This is a genomic window from uncultured Dokdonia sp., from assembly GCF_937910895.1.
In the GTDB taxonomy this organism is placed as follows: domain Bacteria; phylum Bacteroidota; class Bacteroidia; order Flavobacteriales; family Flavobacteriaceae; genus Dokdonia.
Window position 1 is genome coordinate 1 of sequence record NZ_CALEMI010000144.1, and the last position, 18,496, is coordinate 18,496.

At 36.4% G+C, this 18,496-nt stretch carries 9 protein-coding genes; 2 read left to right on the top strand and 7 right to left on the bottom strand.

Annotation, left to right across the window (positions count from 1 at the left end):
- The 5 genes from Q0505_RS17115 to purL form a co-directional block, all read right to left on the bottom strand.
- On the bottom strand, positions 1 to 1,084 hold a 1,084-nt coding region (locus tag Q0505_RS17115), incomplete at its 3' end, for a M56 family metallopeptidase (RefSeq protein ID WP_299215507.1).
- 44 nt (positions 1,085 to 1,128) lie between these two features.
- The gene (locus Q0505_RS17120; protein ID WP_299215509.1) at positions 1,129 to 1,494 is read right to left on the bottom strand and encodes a BlaI/MecI/CopY family transcriptional regulator; all 366 of its coding nucleotides are present in this window, start codon (positions 1,492 to 1,494) and stop codon (positions 1,129 to 1,131) included.
- 297 nt (positions 1,495 to 1,791) lie between these two features.
- On the bottom strand, positions 1,792 to 3,567 hold the full coding sequence (locus Q0505_RS17125; RefSeq protein WP_299215511.1) for a long-chain fatty acid--CoA ligase: 1,776 nt from the start codon (positions 3,565 to 3,567) through the stop codon (positions 1,792 to 1,794).
- A gap of 211 nt (positions 3,568 to 3,778) precedes the next feature.
- Positions 3,779 to 6,160 (bottom strand): M14 family zinc carboxypeptidase, encoded by a 2,382-nt coding sequence (locus Q0505_RS17130; protein ID WP_299215513.1) that lies wholly within the window; start codon positions 6,158 to 6,160, stop codon positions 3,779 to 3,781.
- Between the two features lie 72 nt (positions 6,161 to 6,232).
- Positions 6,233 to 9,907: a phosphoribosylformylglycinamidine synthase gene (gene purL / locus Q0505_RS17135; protein ID WP_299215515.1), complete on the bottom strand. Its 3,675-nt coding sequence runs from the start codon at positions 9,905 to 9,907 to the stop codon at positions 6,233 to 6,235.
- Positions 9,908 to 10,125: 218 nt separating this feature from the next.
- On the opposite strand from purL, the gene Q0505_RS17140 reads away from it, so the two are divergent.
- Both Q0505_RS17140 and Q0505_RS17145 read left to right on the top strand, forming a co-directional pair.
- Positions 10,126 to 13,116 carry a GEVED domain-containing protein gene (locus Q0505_RS17140; protein WP_299215517.1) on the top strand — a complete coding sequence of 997 codons (2,991 nt, stop codon included), beginning with the start codon at positions 10,126 to 10,128 and terminating at the stop codon, positions 13,114 to 13,116.
- Positions 13,117 to 13,399: 283 nt separating this feature from the next.
- Complete coding sequence (locus tag Q0505_RS17145) at positions 13,400 to 16,330, top strand: GEVED domain-containing protein (protein ID WP_299215519.1); 2,931 nt, start codon at positions 13,400 to 13,402, stop codon at positions 16,328 to 16,330.
- An 81-nt stretch (positions 16,331 to 16,411) separates the two neighbouring features.
- On the opposite strand, the gene Q0505_RS17150 is transcribed toward Q0505_RS17145, so the two are convergent.
- On the bottom strand, positions 16,412 to 17,443 hold the full coding sequence (locus Q0505_RS17150) for an endonuclease (protein WP_299215520.1): 1,032 nt from the start codon (positions 17,441 to 17,443) through the stop codon (positions 16,412 to 16,414).
- Between the two features lie 15 nt (positions 17,444 to 17,458).
- Positions 17,459 to 18,496 (bottom strand): (d)CMP kinase (locus tag Q0505_RS17155; protein ID WP_299215522.1); only part of this gene is annotated, 1,038 nt, incomplete at its 5' end.

Here is an 18,496-nt window from a genome sequence, read left to right on the forward strand (position 1 = left end):
ATAGCGTCAACATCTCATACGAACTGTCCACACCAACGTATCCACCAAGTGGCATCTCGGGCAACAAATATTTGGCTACCCGACCATAGCCAGTTCCACAATCAAGTAAAATGTTGTCTGTTTTGAGATACTGCTTTATGTCAGCAATCTGTTCGGCAGACTTCTTAGCTGCGGCGGTTTCATCTTTTGCAGAAATTTGTGAATCATCTTGAGTACAGGAAACAATTGTAAGCATTGCCAGCAATACTGGTAGAATGATCAAATACTTAAATTTTGAAATGGTTTTGGATTGTGATTTTTGTAACATAACGATTCGTTTTTTGATTAATGAATGATAAAAATTATTAGTAAGCGCTGGCTGTACGACGGTTGATGAGACCTTGACCAGTGTGCGTTGATATTCTTGAGAAGAAGAAACCTCTTGGATGGCTCCGTTATCTGCTATAAACTCTAAGTTTTGCTCTAAGCTTTCTTTATACAACCATGCCAGCGGATTAAGCCATTGTATTGCCAAAATACATTGTGTAAGTAAGATGTCAATTGTATGCCGTTGGCGTACGTGAATTTTTTCATGAGCTAAGATCATATCTAGCTCTTTAGGCGTATGTAAATTAGGATTGTAACATATTGTTTTAAAGAAAGAAAAAGGGGTAATAGTTTTATCAGTAATTTGGACATAGTTATATCCGTCTTTATATACTTTAGGATACGCAGCAATTAATTTATGTAATGAAATAAGTTGTATCCCTAAACGTGAAATCATAACAACAAAACCAATTCCATATATAATAAGAGCAATTTCCCACCAGTCAATGATAATGGCTTCTTGTGGTGGTTGCATACTTGTCGCAACAGTAGCGACAAACGACGTATTTTCCATCATAGAAGTATCTAGAATAGGAATGTCTCTATATGTGGTATGTGTGTACTGTATAAAAGGAACAATGAAGGCTGCGATAATGCCAGACAATAAATAATGTCTGTTCGCCGAAAAAAAAGTGTCTTTTTGTAGCACGATCCGATAGATGACATAAAATATAGAGAGGATGGCTATGCTCTTTGTGATGTAAATGAATGTTTCCATACGTTTTTAATTTGCTCTTAGAATGGAGAGTTCTTGATAATAAACTACGCTTTACTTTCTTTGTTTTCAATAATGGCTAGAATTTCTCTTAATTCAGTAGCAGAAATCTTTTCTTCTTTTGCAAAAAATGAAACGACCTCTTTGTAAGAGCTGTCAAAATACTTTTGCGTTGCTGTTTGCATAAATTGTTTACGATAAGATTCTATAGTAACCACAGGATAATATTGATGTGTTTTTCCATAAGCAGTATGAGCCACATATCCCTTTTCTTCAAGATTACGCACAATAGTTGATACGGTATTATAGTGATTTCCTTCAGGTAACTCAGAAACCACTTCTTTTACAAAAGCTTTTTCTAATTGCCATAAGGCGTGCATAATCTCTTCTTCTTTATTTGTTAATTTTTCCATATTTCTGCCCGCATAGGCGGGTAACTTTTAATGATTGAATACTTTCTGATTGATATCTTGATAAGATTCCTATTTTAAGAGGATGACTCTTCACAAAGTAAATGTATAACGATTTTTTTAGTTAAACAACTATTTTTATAGTTATGTAACTATTATTTTAGTTTTTTATTGTATTTCTGCTCCTACTTGCTGGCGAGGCAGGTTCGCGAAAGCAAAAAAAGCAAGTACTTATAAGGCATAAAAAAACTCCGTCACACTATTGTAACGGAGTTTTTGTCTTCAGGTATGTGTTATCATTTATTCTGTATGACCATATATATCATTATATAATGCCATATATTTTTCTTTAATGATTTTGCGTTTTAGCTTCATAGTAGGAGTGAGGTGTCCATCTTCTACAGACCAAATATCTGGTGTTAAACGAAATTGTTTTACTTTTTCCCATTTTGCAAAGGTCTCATTTGCTAGATCAACTTCTTTTTGATACCGTTCTACGACGCGCTCTTTAGCAATAAGATCTGCGTGATCTGTATAGGTAATTCCCTTCTTGTCTGCCCAATCGGTTAAGAAATCAAAGTTAGGTTGTATCAATGCTGCTGGCATTTTTTCGCCATCACCTACAACCATGATTTGTTCTATAAATAAGGTTTGCTTAAATCTATTCTCGAGTAATTGAGGTGCTACATATTTACCTCCCGATGTTTTAAACATCTCTTTTTTACGATCGGTTATTTTTAAGAAGCCATCGCTATCAATCTCTCCAATATCTCCCGTATGGAAGTATCCATCTTTAATGACTTCATCTGTTTTTTCTTGATCTTTATAGTATCCTAACATCACATTAGGTCCTTTTACAAGAATCTCTCCATCTTGGGCTATTTTTACTTCAACACCTGGGAGTAGCTTTCCTACAGTGCCTACTCTAAAACCGCCATTACGCATATCATTTACAGAGCATACTGGCGATGTTTCTGTAAGTCCGTATCCTTCCATAATACCCATTTCTGCGGCATTAAAAATACGAGCAAGTCTTGGTTGTAACGCCGCACTACCCGAAGCGATAAGTTGTAGATTTCCTCCTAATCCTTCTTTCCATTTAGAAAAAATAAGTTTACGTGCAAGAGCTAATTTTTTTTCATACCACCATCCATTTTCTCCATACGGTTTATATTGTAATCCAATTTTAACCGCCCAAAAGAACAGCGCTTTTTTGATCCCAGAAAGATCAGCTCCTTTTGCTATAATTTTATCATATACCTTTTCTAAAAGTCTAGGTACAGCAGTCATGACTACAGGTTTTACTTCTTTAAGGTTGTCACTTATCGTTTCTAAGGACTCTGCAAAGTAAATAGACACGCTCAGGTATTGATATAAATACATCAACATACGTTCATAGATATGACATACAGGAAGGAAACTTAACGCACGGACATCGTGATCTGGAATAGGAAGTCTATGTGAACTTGCCAATGCATTACTTACTATATTTTTATGAGATAGCATCACTCCTTTAGGTCTTCCAGTAGTACCAGAAGTGTATATAAGCGTAGCTAAATCGTCCGTCTTGACATTACTTTTTAGCTTTTCTACTTCATCTTGATTGCTCTCATCTGCGCCAAGTTCTAGAACCTTTGTCCAATGATCACAGGCATCTAATTCATCAAAAGAATACACGGCTTTCAATGAAGGAACTTGATCCATAATAGCAGAAATCTTTCCATGCACTTCAGCACAAGAAACAAAACAGTAGGTCGATTCAGAATGATTTAAAACATACGCATAGTCCTCCATAGAAATGGTAGGATAAATAGGTACATTTTGTGCTCCTAGTTGGAGTATTCCAATATCACAAATATTCCATTCTGTTCTATTGTTCATGGATATCAGTGCAATTTTATCATTTGGTTTTACACCTAAACGCAATAACCCACGACTCAACGCATTTGCTTTGTTTATATATTCTTGAGTTGAAGTAGCTTCCCAAACACCATTTTTCTTTGTGCAAAGAGCATCAGAGATATTATTTTTCTCTAACTGGTAATAAGGGAAATCAAAAAGTCTCGTAATTTCCATATACTATAATTTATCATGCAAAATATGAAAAAATGATGGTATTTAATGAGATTATGTTAAAATCCTGTAGGATATTTTTCGAAATGCATACCTCTTTAAATAAATGAGTTATACTAAGGCTTATCCAAAAGGCAATAAGAAGGCGTGTGAAAAAAAGAAAAGCCTAACGTTCGCGTTAGGCTTTTATAGATTTTATAGATGTCGCAAAAGCTTACTCTTTGATCACCTTGATTGTTTTTATAGCATTATTGGAGGTTATTTTTATAAAGTAAATCCCTTTTGCATAGCTGCTATAATCTAATTGTGCATTTCCAATATGTGTTGCTGTTTCAGATACACGTTGCCCCTGTATGTTATAAATAGTTGTCGTGTATTCGCCTTGTGGTGCTTGAATGGTTAAGAAGTCTCTTACTGGGTTTGGAAACACAGTAAATCCTTGAAGAATATTCTCACCTACAGATAATTCTTCTTGATTGATCACTAGAAATTCTAGATCATCAAAATAAAATCCATCCCGTCTTACCTCACCATCAGAAACTAATTGGAATCGGGCAATGATTTCTTCTCCAAGATACTCCGAAAGCGAAATTTCTTCTAACACAAAGTCAGGCTGTGTTCCGTCATATAATGGCTCTCCCGCAGGTTGTATATTGGTTCCTTCTGTTGTAAAATTACCACATTGCGGAATCCAAGTAGCTCCATTATCTGTCGAGATTTCAAACTGCACATAATCCCATGTATTTTCTATTTCCCATGCAGCATAAAAAGAAACAGATGCCGATACGGCTTCGGTTAAATCGATAGGTGTGTTGATAACAATAGAAGAGTTTTCATTATTGCTATAATTTCCATTTGGAGAGTCTGTAATAGATGTTGGCGCGGATTCAAAAATAATAGTAGTCACTCCCCAATCATTTGCCTCAAAGTTTGTCGTCGAACTATTTCCATTATCAAAGAAAACCTGTTCTGATTCTCCAAATATTTTAGAAACAGCGATAGCAATATCAAAAGAGCCATTATTTACAACGAGTTCATATTCTACAGCTTCACCAGCAGCTATTGTATTTGCTAATGTAAAGCCTATGGTACCATCTTGATCTTCAAGTGTGGCAAGTCCAGAAAAGGTAACAGGACTTCCTACAGATATAATATTGCTAGATACAGGATTGATACTTACGGTAAAGTCTCCAGATCCATTGATTCCTAATCTGCGAAGATTAAAAGAAGCGTTTGGTGTGGTGTTATCAATAAAAAGAGAAGACGTATCTGATAGGGTTCCATAATTGTTGCTCATTTTTGCAGCCGTAAGATTAAGGAACATCATTTCTCTAGCGATATCTTCAATTTGATTTGAAGGAGGATAAAAATCATTATTTATTTCTGGTGTAAATGCAAATATCTTGTCATGTGTACCTACAGTGCCATACATAAAATCGTCGCTATCTCCAGAAAATGGTGAATCTCTAAGGGCATTATATCCGTTTTGAGAGGTGAGTTCAGCACCTATTCCTTGATAAAGTGCATCATCTGGTGTTGCTACATCAGCATAACCAAAAGGATAATATAATAATCTTCCAAAAGAGTGATTATTTAAGGCAATGACAAAGTCGTGCTGTTCTACAAACCATTTGATGGCTTGGTTTTCTATTTCAGAAAAAGGAGCAGGACCGTGATATGTACTTGAATCTGGATTTGCTGAAGCTCCAGGTCCACCCCAAGAACCATTATTTGGATCTCCATTAATATGGTAATTGTAGTTACGGTTATTATCAACACCGTTTCCATTTTTTCTGTTTTTACGCCAGAACCCTTGACCGTTTGAAGGATCCAATACCTGATTGTATAAATATCCATCTGGATTTACAACAGGCACAAAATACAATTCTGTATTATTTAAGATGCTTTGTATTTCAGGATTGGTATCATAGTTCTCTAATAGATACCACATATAGAAGATTAATTCCGAAAGTGTTGCAAACTCACGGGCATGATGAATACTTGTATATAATAGTTGCGCTTCGCCTTCACTGTTGTCGTTTGGGTTATCACTTATTTTCACCCATTCAATTCTATTTCCACCTATAGAAGGTGTTACAGAGTTATCAGGTTGTCCTTCGGTTAAAAAATCACTGATTCCGTCTCTAGCTGTGATTAAGTTGGGATATAAATCATGCATATCGTCAAGTTCATCTAGAAATTCTTGATACGTCATATATCCTCCTAAAGAGCCTAAATTGAAATTATCTGGTGTAGGATAGTTTTCTCCCGTGTTTTGATTACAACTTGCATTTCTCTGCAAAGGGATGTTTTGTCTATTTTGTTCGGCGAGGTGTTGTCTTACATCATCAATCAAGACCTCTACTTGGAATCCATTAAGGTGTGCACGCTCAAGTTCACTGACAGAAAAATCAGAAATAATGAAGTGATCTTTTTTCTTAATTCCATGATCTGCGGGGATATCAAGTTGTTGTAATCGTGATAGGTCACTATCTTGATTAAAAGATATTTTAGCTCGTTGGTATTTTTCTAATTTCTCTTGTGCACTAATTGCAAAAAAAGAAAATAGAAATACGATCAAATAGGCTTTTTTCATTAATTCAGGGGTTTGTATACTGTACATATTATAAAACAATTCAACGCTCTGTATTCCTACCGTTGCCTTGTTTTATTTAGAATTTTTTAATTCAATCCATCTGCGAGCATTTTCAAATGCTTCTAACCAAGGCGACACTTCATCTTGTCTTCCATACATATAATGTGGCCAGTTCCAAGGAAAAATCGAACGTTCTATATGTGGCATCGTAACGAGATGACGTCCTGTTTTATCACAAAGCATTGCGGTATCATAGTCAGATCCATTTGGATTTCCAGGATATCCATGGTAATCGTATTTTGCTACAACATTGTATTCATATTCTTGCATAGGGAGGTTAAATTTACCTTCTCCATGACTGATCCAAACGCCTAGCGAAGTCCCTGCTAACGATGCCAACATAATACTCTTACTATTATTCGCAATAATCACACTTACAAAGCCACTCTCATGTTTCTTAGAGTCATTATACGTCATTTTTGATAATTGCTCATGCTCAGGATTAATAAGATCCAATTCTAAGAATAGTTGACATCCATTACAGATCCCGATAGACATAGTATCTTCTCTTGCAAAGAAGTTTTTGAGCGCTTTGTTTGCTTTCTCATTATATAAGAAAGCTCCTGCCCATCCCTTTGCAGATCCTAATACGTCACTATTAGAAAAACCACCTACAGCACCTATAAATTGAATATCTTCTAGGGTTTCTCTTCCAGAAATCAAATCGGTCATGTGTACATCTTTCACATCAAAACCAGCTAGATACATCGCATTTGCCATCTCTCTTTCAGAGTTACTTCCTTTTTCTCTTAAGATTGCTGCTTTAGGTCTTGGTCTGCTTGTATCTATTTGCGGACGTTTTCCTGTAAAATGTCCAGGAAACATATAAAATAGTGGTTGTGTTTTATAGTTGTCAAATCGTTCTTTAGCCAGACCATTTGCTGTTTGTTTACTATCTAATAAGTACGATGTTTTATACCAAGTATCTCGTAAAGAAGATACGGTAAGTCCTAACTCAACACCGTGATTTTTTATTTCTAAGGTGTCACCCTGTGTGGCGGTTCCAATTTTTGAAAAAGAAACGCCTTGCTCTTTTAAAATAGTTTCGACGCTTTCATTTCTTGCTTGAAAAACCACACCTGCATTTTCTGCAAATAGTACTTTGATCAGATCTTCTTCTCCTAAATCAGATAAATTTATAGTAGCGCCTAGTTCTGTATCTGCAAAACACATTTCTAATAATGTGGTGATTAATCCTCCACTTGCCACGTCATGTCCTGCTAAAATCAAATCCTTTTTGATAAGATGTTGTAGGGTATGGAACGCTTTCGCGAAAGCGGAATCATCCATAACAGAAGGTGCTTCATTTCCGATAGTCTTGCATACTTGCGCAAAGCTAGATCCTCCTAGTTTGTAGGAATCCTGAGACATATTGATATAATAGATACTTCCTCCGCCTTTTCTTAAGACAGGTTCTACAACCTTATTAATATCAAGACAACTTCCCGCCGCCGAAATCACTACCGTACCCGGTGCAATCACATCTCCGTCAGGATATTTTTGTTTCATAGAAAGGCTATCCTTTCCTGTAGGAACATTGATTCCTAAGTTGATAGCAAAGTCAGAAATCGCTTGAACGGCTTTGTATAAACGTGCATCTTCACCTTCATTTTTACACGGCCACATCCAGTTGGCAGAGAGACTTACAGACTTTAGATTGTCTGTAAGTGGCGCCCATACTATGTTTGTCAGGGCTTCAGCAATACTATTTTTACTTCCAGCAACAGGATCAATAAGTCCGCTTACGGGAGAGTGTCCGATGGACGTAGCGATCCCTTCTGTACTTTTATAATCAAGTGCCATCACTCCAACATTGTTAAGCGGAAGTTGTAAGGGACCTGCACATTGTTGTTTGGCAACGCGCCCACCTACACAACGATCTACTTTATTGGTAAGCCAGTCTTTACAACCTACGGCTTCTAGTTGAAGCACTTGGTCTAGATACTCATGAAAGTGCTCTAATTGATAGGTTGGATTTTTATAGGTACGATGAATCGTTTTATCAACCATCACTGTTTTTGGCGAACTACCAAACATATCTTCTAAAGCAAGATTCATAGGAGATTTTCTAGTAGACTTACTTACAAATGCAAAACGATGATCGTTAGTTACTTCTCCTACTTCATACATAGGGGAGCGCTCACGTTCTGAAATCCGCTTAAGCATTTCCATATCTTTTTCACCAATCACAAGTCCCATACGTTCTTGTGATTCATTACCAATAATTTCTTTTGCCGATAAGGTTTTATCTCCTACTGGAAGTTGATCAAGATCTATAAGCCCTCCTGTTTCTTCTACTAGTTCTGAAAGACAATTTAAATGTCCTCCTGCTCCGTGATCATGTATAGAAACAATCGGGTTTTCTTCACTTTCTACGAGTCCGCGTATCGCATTTGCAGCACGTTTTTGCATTTCAGGATTCGAGCGTTGTATAGCGTTTAGCTCAATACCAGAACTAAATGCTCCAGTATCTGCCGAAGATACAGCGGCACCTCCCATTCCGATACGGTAATTTTCACCTCCTAAGATTACGATTTTATCACCTTCTTTAGGGGTGTCTTTTAGCGCTTGGTCTTTTTTTCCATAGCCGATACCTCCCGCTTGCATGATGACTTTATCATAGCCTAATCTGCGTCCTTCTTCTTGGTGCTCAAACGTAAGTACTGACCCAGCAATGAGGGGTTGTCCAAACTTATTTCCAAAGTCTGAAGCGCCATTAGATGCTTTTATTAAGAGGTCTATGGGATTTTGGTATAACCATTTTCTAGCAGGCATGTTTTCTTCCCAAGGTCTATCTTCTTGCAATCTAGAATACGGAGTCATATATACGGCTGTCCCTGCGAGTGGTAATGATCCTTTTCCGCCAGCAAGACGATCTCGTATTTCTCCTCCAGATCCTGTAGCAGCTCCATTAAAAGGTTCTACTGTTGTGGGGAAATTATGGGTTTCCGCTTTAAGCGAAATCACACTATCAAATATGGTTTCTTGATAGAAATCGGGCTTATCTGCTGTTTTAGGTGCAAATTGTGTCACGCGCGGTCCTTCTATAAAAGCAACATTATCTTTGTAAGCCGAAACAATCGTATTAGGGTTTTCTGCTGCTGTCTTTTTGATCAATTTAAATAGGGAAGAAGGCATTTCTTCTCCATCTATCACAAAGGTGCCATTAAATATTTTATGACGGCAATGCTCCGAATTTACCTGACTAAAACCAAACACTTCGGAGTCAGTAAGTTTTCTTCCTATTTTTTTGGAAACAGTTTCTAAATAGAGAACTTCTTCTTCATTAAGAGCGAGACCTTCTTGCTCATTATAGGCGCTTATATCATCTAATTCTATGATGGCTTCGGGCTCTATATTGAAGGTAAAAATATCTTGATGAAGGCTTGTGTATTTTTGAGAAATCATAGGATCAAAAGCTATATCATTTTCTGATGACGAAGTGAATTCTTCTATTCTTATGATATGATCAATACCCATATTTTGGGTGATTTCTACAGCATTGGTACTCCAAGGTGTAATCATCGTAGCACGAGGTCCAATAAAAAAAGCGTCTATTGTGGACGCTTCTATCTTAGGCTGATTACCAAAAAGCCATAGTAGCTTTAGGCTATCTTCTTGCGTTAAATCTTGGTTGCATTGAACTGCAAATACAGTTTCTTTTGGGTTTCCGAAGAAGTAAATCATACAGGTAGTCTGTGATGTTAAATAAACAGCAAATTTACATTTTTTAGCTAAAATATGCACGATTAAATAGGATTGCTTACATATATTATAAACATGTTTTTAACCTCTTTGATCTATACTGGGATTTTATAAATTCTCTTAATTATTAAGAAATAATTAAGATTTTATTATGATATATGTTTATTTTCGCTACTATTTACTATAAAAACTACAAATTCATGAAAAAATCCACAACATTATTTGTGTTGATGCTCTTTATTAGTTTAGGAGTCTATGCGCAAGAAACACAGGGACCTAGTTCCACATCGCAAGCTATTTATAAGGGTAAAACAGTGCCTCTTAGAGATTTTGCTACGTTACAAAATCATAATTTTGGAATTGAAGAACTCACTATAGTTCCTAACCGTTATGAAGGTTCGTTTGAAAATTTAGTAGAAGGACTATCTAGTTCTGAAGCTACGCTACAACGAGAAATGGGACCTTTACAGGCTAATAATGCTATTGAAGCTAACTTTCCTGGTATAAATGGAACTCAGTCTGGTTTTATACCACCAGATCCTACGGGAGCTGTAGGACCTAATCACTATGCACAAGCTGTCAACTCAGCAATTTCAATATATGATAAAACAGGAGGTTTACTTGTAGGTCCTGTAGCTTTAGGTACATTTTTAGGGAATAATGCTAATAATGGGGATCCTATCATTTTATACGATCAATTAGCAGACAGATGGCTGGTAAGTCAATTTGGTGCTGGTGCACTATCATTAGTCGTTGGAATATCAGAAACAGCAGATCCTACAGGATCGTATAATGTTTATGAATTTCTTAGTGGACAATTTGAAGATTATCCACATTACTCAGTGTGGCCAGACGGATATTACTTAACGACCAATGGTACTGGTGGTGGAGGTGGATTTAATCCTAGAGAGGTTTTTGTTCTAGAAAGAGATGTTATGCTAGCAGGTGGTTCTGATCCTCAAATCGTAGGACTAAATCTTACAGGACAATTTGCAAATCCTACGACCATCTTTAGTGCTGCATCTGCAAATTTAACAGGTTATGCATATCCAGACGATACCCCAGGATTCTTTGTGTATTTACAAGATGATTCTTGGAATGGAAATATTGATGCTGATAATTTATTAGTATGGGAAGCAAATATAGATTGGGATAATACAGCCAACTCTACCATATCTGCCAATCCACAAGAAATTCTAGTAGACTCTTTTGATTCTTTATTTGCTCCGTTTGGGGTTGGAGATATAGATCAACCTAGTACTGACCAAGATTTAGCAGGTCAAGGTGGTATTATATCGTATATGGCAAATTATAGAACTTTTGAAGATCATAACTCTTGGGTCATCACATTTAATGTAGATGTAGATGGAAACAACACCTCCGGCATACGTTGGATAGAGCTCCGTAATACAGAGGCAAATACAACTTGGTCTGTTTTTCAGGAAGGGACGTTTGCTCCAGATGATGGCAATAGCCGTTTTATGAGTAGTGCTGCTATGGATGCTCAAGGTAATATTGGGTTGGCTTACAACATTGCGGGTTCTACGATGCCAGTGGGAATTCGTCATACAGGACGATTTGCTACTGATCCGTTGGGTCAAATGACTGTAGAAGAAAATATTATTTTTGATGGACCAGGTGTACAAACTTTTTCAAATCGTTTTGGAGATTATGCACACATGACTTTGGATCCAAATGAGTTTACATTCTGGCATACCACTCAATACTTCCAATCTAATAATGTTTGGGCGACAAGAATAGCATCATTTAGGCTATCTGATGGTTTTGCAACAGATGTTGGCGTTAATGGTTTTGTATCCCCTTCTACAGGAGATCTTACGGCTACAGAAACCGTAGAAGTCATAATCAGAAACTTTGGAACAGAAGATCAATCGAATATTCCTTTAGAATTACGATTAGACGACGTACTTATCGCTAATGAAACGTTCACAGGTACGATTCTCGCTGGAGATTCTGCTAACTATGTATTTACAGCAACTGTAGATTTAAGTATAGAAAATCAAACCTACGTAGTTTCTGCGAGTACACTACTAGATGGAGATCAACAAGTAATAAATAATGATGCTTCTATTGAAGTGACACATCTTTTTGCTAATGATATAGGCGTAGCCCAAATTACATCACCTACTTCGGGAATGTTGGGCGTAGAGGATGTTACTATTGATATTACAAACTATGGAGGCGCTGCACAATCAAACTTTGATGTTCAATATATACTAGATGATGGATCTCCTGTAGTAGAAACCTTTACAGGGAATGTACCTCCATTAGCAACCGTGAGTTTTACATTTGCTGAACAGGCAGATATTAGTGAAGCCGGAAACCATACGATTGTGTCTAAAACAAATTTATCAGGAGATCAAGACACTTCTAACGATGAAGCTAGTATTAATTTATTAAATATTTGTATGCCTATAGCTACAAATGGATGTAATATAGATGGGATCAAACAATTTGTTTTGAATACAATTAGTGCAGATGATGGAGGAAATGGATGTAATACAGAGCCAGATAGTAGTCCTCAAGGATATGCAAATAGAACAAACTTATCTACAACGTTAAGTAATGTTGCTGGTCAAAACGAATATATCCTGCAAGCACAGCAAAATTGGGCTGGCGGACCAGGTGTAGAGGTGTTATCTGTGTGGATTGATTTTAATGATAATGGAGATTTTGAAACTTCAGAGCAACTCATTGCAGGTGAATTCTTTCAACAAGCTGGTGTTCTCGAAGATTTTAATTTAGTAATTCCTCCAGGATCACCTATTGGAAGTCACATTTTAAGAGCAAAAGCAATAGATAGTTCTGCCAGTGGTGATATCAACAATGCGTGTTCTAGTTTTGCATTTGGAGAAGTACAAGATTATACCGTCATTATAGATGATACTTTAGGTTTGGATGATATGGCATTTGCAAATTCAACATTCACGATAGCTACTTTAGATAATGAATACTTTGACGTTGCATTAACTTCAACGTTAGAAGGAAACGTTTTTATTGGCGTATATAATTCACTAGGTCAACAGTTAAAGTATAAGAAAGTACAAAAAGAAGGAAATACATTTAGAGTAGCATTAGATATGTCTAATGTTGCATCGGGTGTTTACTTTGTGAAAATGATGGCGATAGGATCAAGCCGATTTAAAACAGAGAAGATTCTAGTAAAATAGAACTTAACATACAGTTATGAAAAAGGTGGGCATTGCTCACCTTTTTTTATTGAGTACGCTTTCGCGAAAGCGTATAAAAGCTACATACCATTAATAACAAAGAGCTTAAATTTATAATCTGCTTATCAAAAGATTCAAATATGTGTTTTTTCAAAATCCAATGAATACACTCAGTATAGATAAAAGCCGATCTTCAATTCTTTAAATATATTATTTAATTAGGTAGGGAAAATTATACCTTAGTTGTTTATATAGTAACAAAACTTCATTCAACTTATTTCTTATGAAAAAAACTATTTTATATGTATTGGCTTTACTAGCCACCATACATTTATTTGCACAGGATACTACGCCACCTGGAAGTATCGGACAAGGTACTTTCCTTGGAAAAACAATACCATTACGTGATTTTCCTCTTATAACAGAAGCTCCTGACGGTAAGACAGATTACAGAATTGTACCTAATAATTTTCCTGTAAATGGATATGTTAGTGAAAATTCTCTTCCTGTTGGGGAAGATCCTATACGACAGTCTACAGTCAATATGGCTTTACAGCAGCGTACTCTTGATCAAAATTTTGTTGGAATTACAGCAGCCGAAGGAGGTGCACTACCTCCAGATCCATCTGGAGCAGTAGGGCCTAATCATTATGTCCATGCTGTAAATGTTGTTGTTAAGATTTTTGATAAATCAGGAAATGTGCTTGCTGGGCCTACTTCTTTAGGAAACTTTATAGGAGATGGACAAAACAGTGGAGATCCAATAATTATGTATGATCAATTGGCAGACCGTTGGTTTGTGAGTCAATTTAATACTTCTAATAACGGACTTGCTATTGCTATTTCTGAGACTCCAGATCCAACAGGCTCTTATTTTTTATATGAATTCCCTTTAGATTCCTTTCCAGATTACCCTCATTATGCGGTATGGCATGATGCCTATTACATGACTGCCAATAAGGGTGGTGAAAATGTATATGCACTTGAAAGAGATGTTATGATAGCAGGGGGCGATGATCCTCAAATTTTTGGTTTTAACTTACCAGGTGTTATCAATAATCCAAATACAGTTTTTAGCCCAGAGCCTGCATATCTTCTGGGGACAGACTTTGATCCTTCAACGCCAGGATACATTACATATTTACAAGATGACGGTTGGGGAGCAGCCTTTGACCATTTAAAAGTATGGGAACTTGATATCGATTTTGATACACCCGGAAATTCCACAGTATCTGCACCGCTTGAAATTCCTTTATCTCCGTTTGATTCCTTTCTAGCTCCATTTGGTAATGGAGAATTACAGCAACCAGGAACTAACCAGCGCCTTGATATGATCACAGGAGTGATCTCTTATGCTGCTCATTATAGACCTTTTGAGAACCATAATTCTTGGTTGGTGACTTTTAATGTTGATGCTTTGGGAGATAATACAACCGCCGGAATCCGTTGGGTTGAATTGCGAAACAATGATACTAATGATTGGACTGTTCACCAAGAAGGAACGTATGCGCCAGGAGATGGTAATAGTCGTTTTATGGGAAGTGGTGCTATAGATGCACAAGGAAATATAGGTCTTGCTTTCAATATCGGAAGTGAAGATATGCCAGTAGGTATTGCGTATACAGGAAGATTTGCAGATGATCCCTTAGGAACAATGACACTTCCAGAAGAGACTATTGTAAATGGCGTAGGGGTACAATCAACGACAAATCGTTTTGGGGATTATTCTCAGCTTACGATGGATCCAGATAACTTTACATTTTGGCATACTGCAGAGTATTTTTCATCAAATAACTTTTGGGTAACTGGTATTGCTTCTTTTCGTCTTTCTAATGGTTTTGAAATAGATGCAGGAATAAGTGCCATTATATCTCCAATGGACGGTACGTTAACAAGCACTGAAAGTGTAGAGATAGAGATTAGAAATTTTGGGATAGAAGATATATCAAATGTACCCGTAACACTTAGTGTTGATAATATGGTGGTTGCTAATGAAGTTTTTACAGGAACGATCTCTGCGGGAACTTCTGTAAATTATACATTTACGCAAACGGTAGACTTATCGACAGAAGGACAAACATACGATGTTACAGTTTGTACAGACCTAACAGGAGATCAATTTGAAAGTAATAATTGTACTACAGAAATGGTAAAACATCTGTTTGCAAATGATCTAGGTGTTATAGCAATTACAGCTCCAGAATCAGGAGAAAACCTTTCAGATGCAGAATCGGTAACCATTGTAATAGAAAATTTTGGAACTTCAGTTCAATCAAATTTTGATGTAACGTATGATTTAGATGGTACAATGATTACAGAAGTTGTTGCTGGGCCTGTTGTTTCTGGAGAAACAATAGAGTACACATTTGCACAAACCATAGACATATCTGCTTTTCAAGAATATGTACTTTGTGCTTCAACAGTTTTAACTAATGATGGAGATCCATCAAATGATTCTACATGTGAGACCATACAAAATAATCTTTGTCAACCTACCTCTAACTGCGCCGGATTTGATGACGGAGTTACACAGTTTGCACTAGCAGATCAAGATATCACCACCAATTGTGGAAGTTCACCAGCAGGATATAGTGATGATACAGATATTGTATTCAACTTTGTTTTAAATGATAATCCGTTTGAAGGGATATTACAAATGGGCTTTAATGATTCTGTATATGCATTATGGATTGACTTTAATGATAATGGTATTTTTGAAACAGAAGAATTAGTTGCCAATGATTTTGTAGCTAATGCAAATACTGATTTTACATTTACAGTTGATTTTGAGTCTATTCCAGCAGTTACGAATGGTACACATAGAATGAGACTAAGAGGAGAAGACGAAAGTACTGCGGGTAATGTATTAGACCCTTGTGGTAATTTGGCTTTTGGTAGGACTAATGATTATACAGCTAATATTACGGGTACGTTGAGTGTAGAAGAGCAAGCTATTCAAGATGGAGATTTAGTGGTAAGTACGTTAGGGAATAATCGTTTTGATGTAGACTTGACAACTACGTTTGATGGTCTATTATTTATGGCAGTATACAACACTCTTGGGCAACAGCTTACTTATAAGCAAATTTCAAGAAGAAATAATGGCTATGGTATTACATTAGATTTGAACGCTATGGCATCTGGAGTGTACTTAATACGTCTTGGTAGTAGAAATCCTCAAGGATATAAAACAGCAAGAGTTATCGTGCAGTAAAAGAATATTTTACAACATAAAAAAGGCGAGCAATGCTCGCCTTTTTTATGTTGTAAAGTCTCCATAGTAACTAAGAGAAAACTATTTAATAATTAACTTCTGCACATTATTTTGCATGCGCATCAGGTATATGCCAGAAGATAAATTTGAAGTTTCTATGGTTTTGGTTGTTGTCATATCAGATGGAATTTCTAATACAACTTTACCAGTGAGATCATATAGTCTAATATCTTGCAATACTTGAGTGGCTGTTATCGTGACAACGTTTGTGGCTGGATTTGGATAAATAGTAACAACAGTAGTTTCAAAACTATCTGTACTTAAAAGATCAAAACGATCTTCGGCTGGAGTTCCTCCCCATATTAAGGTAGCAAAACTAGGATTATCAATAAAAGGATTACGACTCCCGTATTCAATCTCTAATTGTGGATTGCGTTGATCTTCTACAGCTGATACAGGATCTTCTACATTCCAATCTAGAAAAACTTGAAGCATATCTGTTCCATCTTCAGTAGGACCTATTCCTGTAAATTCAGGAAGACACTGTTCTCCATACCGTACATACATATACATAATAATACGAGCAACATCTCCTTTCCATTCATCTCCAGGATACCAATTTCCAGAATTTACATCTCCAGAATTTCCAGAACCATCGTCAAATCTTTTAGAGCCACGATTTCCATTGCGTTGTACATCACTAGGACGTAAATTATGCGGATCTGCAACAATACCAGTTGCACTGTTTACAGCATCTCCCATAGGAGGCACTGATCTACTCCTTGGAAATACGTGTTCACGATTATACTCGCAATTATCTCCTCCAAAATTATCCTTATCTCTAGTCCTATCCGTAGTACAATCACCATCAGTATCATTAAAACCATACACTAATAATACATCATTACTATTGGTAGGATCTAGATCTGTAATTAAAAAAGAATCTCTCACATCTCCATAATTATAATCTTCATTAAAAGAAGAAAGTTTCAGTTGTAATTCCCAATATAAATCTTGTCCTGTAAGTGTGAGATCTACATCGTCATAATAAGGTTGTTGTGCGTTTAGTGATGTTATACAAATAGTAATAAATAGGAGTACTAGTTTTTTCATGTTTTTTTAAAGTTTTTACGCTTTTCGCGAAAGCAAAGCCATATAGAATCCATCATATCCAGTTTTTGCTGGACTTATTGTTTGGTCTTTTTCAAGAGAAAAATGAACTCCTTCTTCAGTAGCTAAAAAAGATTTGATTTGTTCTTGATTTTCTTGAGGCAATATAGAACAGGTTGCATACACCATTTTTCCTCCAGGCTTTACAATTTTACTATACGATTGTAAAAGTTCTGCTTGACGGTCAATTACTTTTTGAACAAAGTCTGGTTGAAGTTTCCATTTTAGATCTGGGCTTCTTTTTATGGTTCCTAATCCTGTACAAGGAGCATCTATTAAAACTCGATCAGCCTTACCGTACAGTTTTTTGAACACTTTGGTCGTATCAATTACACGGGTTTCTATATTATGAGCTCCAGCACGCTTCGCACGTCTTTTCAGTTCTTTAAGCTTTCCTTCATAGATATCCATTGCAATGATTTGCCCTTTGTTTTCCATCAGTGCGGCAAGATGTAGTGTTTTACCTCCTGCACCTGCACAAGTATCAACAACACGCATCGTAGGTTGTACATCTAGAAAACGAGCAACACGTTGAGAAGAAGCATCCTGTACTTCAAAAAAACCATTTTTAAATGCTTCTGAAGTAAATACATTCTTACGTTCTATTAACTCCACAGCATCAGGGTAGCCATCAACAAGTTTTGTATCTATGTCTTGATCGGCAAGCACATTACGTAAATCTTTAGGCGTTGTTTTAAGGCTATTGGCTCTTAATACCACGGGTGCTTGTGTATTTAATGCAGCAAGCTCTTTATCCCATTGTTTTCCTAATGCTTTTTCTCCAACCGCATCCATCCAATCTGGAATAGATTCTCTGTATTTTCTAATTTTTGATAACTCATCAAAACGTCCTTTAGCTCTAAGCTCCATCGTTGCTTCAAGAAAAAATTTTAATTCTGCTTTTGGAAAAACAACTGTACCAATATCTCTTCCATCCATTATTACTCCTTTATTTAGTCCAAGAGTATGCTGAACACGAACCATCTGCTGTCTTAA

Excerpts from the sequence above, each read along its gene's own strand:
- Q0505_RS17120 (WP_299215509.1), bottom strand. The coding sequence starts at position 1,494 with ATGGAAAAATTAACAAATAAAGAAGAAGAGATTATGCACGCCTTATGG.
- Q0505_RS17125 (WP_299215511.1), bottom strand. The coding sequence starts at position 3,567 with ATGGAAATTACGAGACTTTTTGATTTCCCTTATTACCAGTTAGAGAAA.
- Q0505_RS17130 (WP_299215513.1), bottom strand. The coding sequence starts at position 6,160 with ATGAAAAAAGCCTATTTGATCGTATTTCTATTTTCTTTTTTTGCAATT.
- purL (WP_299215515.1), bottom strand. The coding sequence starts at position 9,907 with ATGATTTACTTCTTCGGAAACCCAAAAGAAACTGTATTTGCAGTTCAA.
- Q0505_RS17140 (WP_299215517.1), top strand. The coding sequence starts at position 10,126 with ATGAAAAAATCCACAACATTATTTGTGTTGATGCTCTTTATTAGTTTA.
- Q0505_RS17145 (WP_299215519.1), top strand. The coding sequence starts at position 13,400 with ATGAAAAAAACTATTTTATATGTATTGGCTTTACTAGCCACCATACAT.
- Q0505_RS17150 (WP_299215520.1), bottom strand. The coding sequence starts at position 17,443 with ATGAAAAAACTAGTACTCCTATTTATTACTATTTGTATAACATCACTA.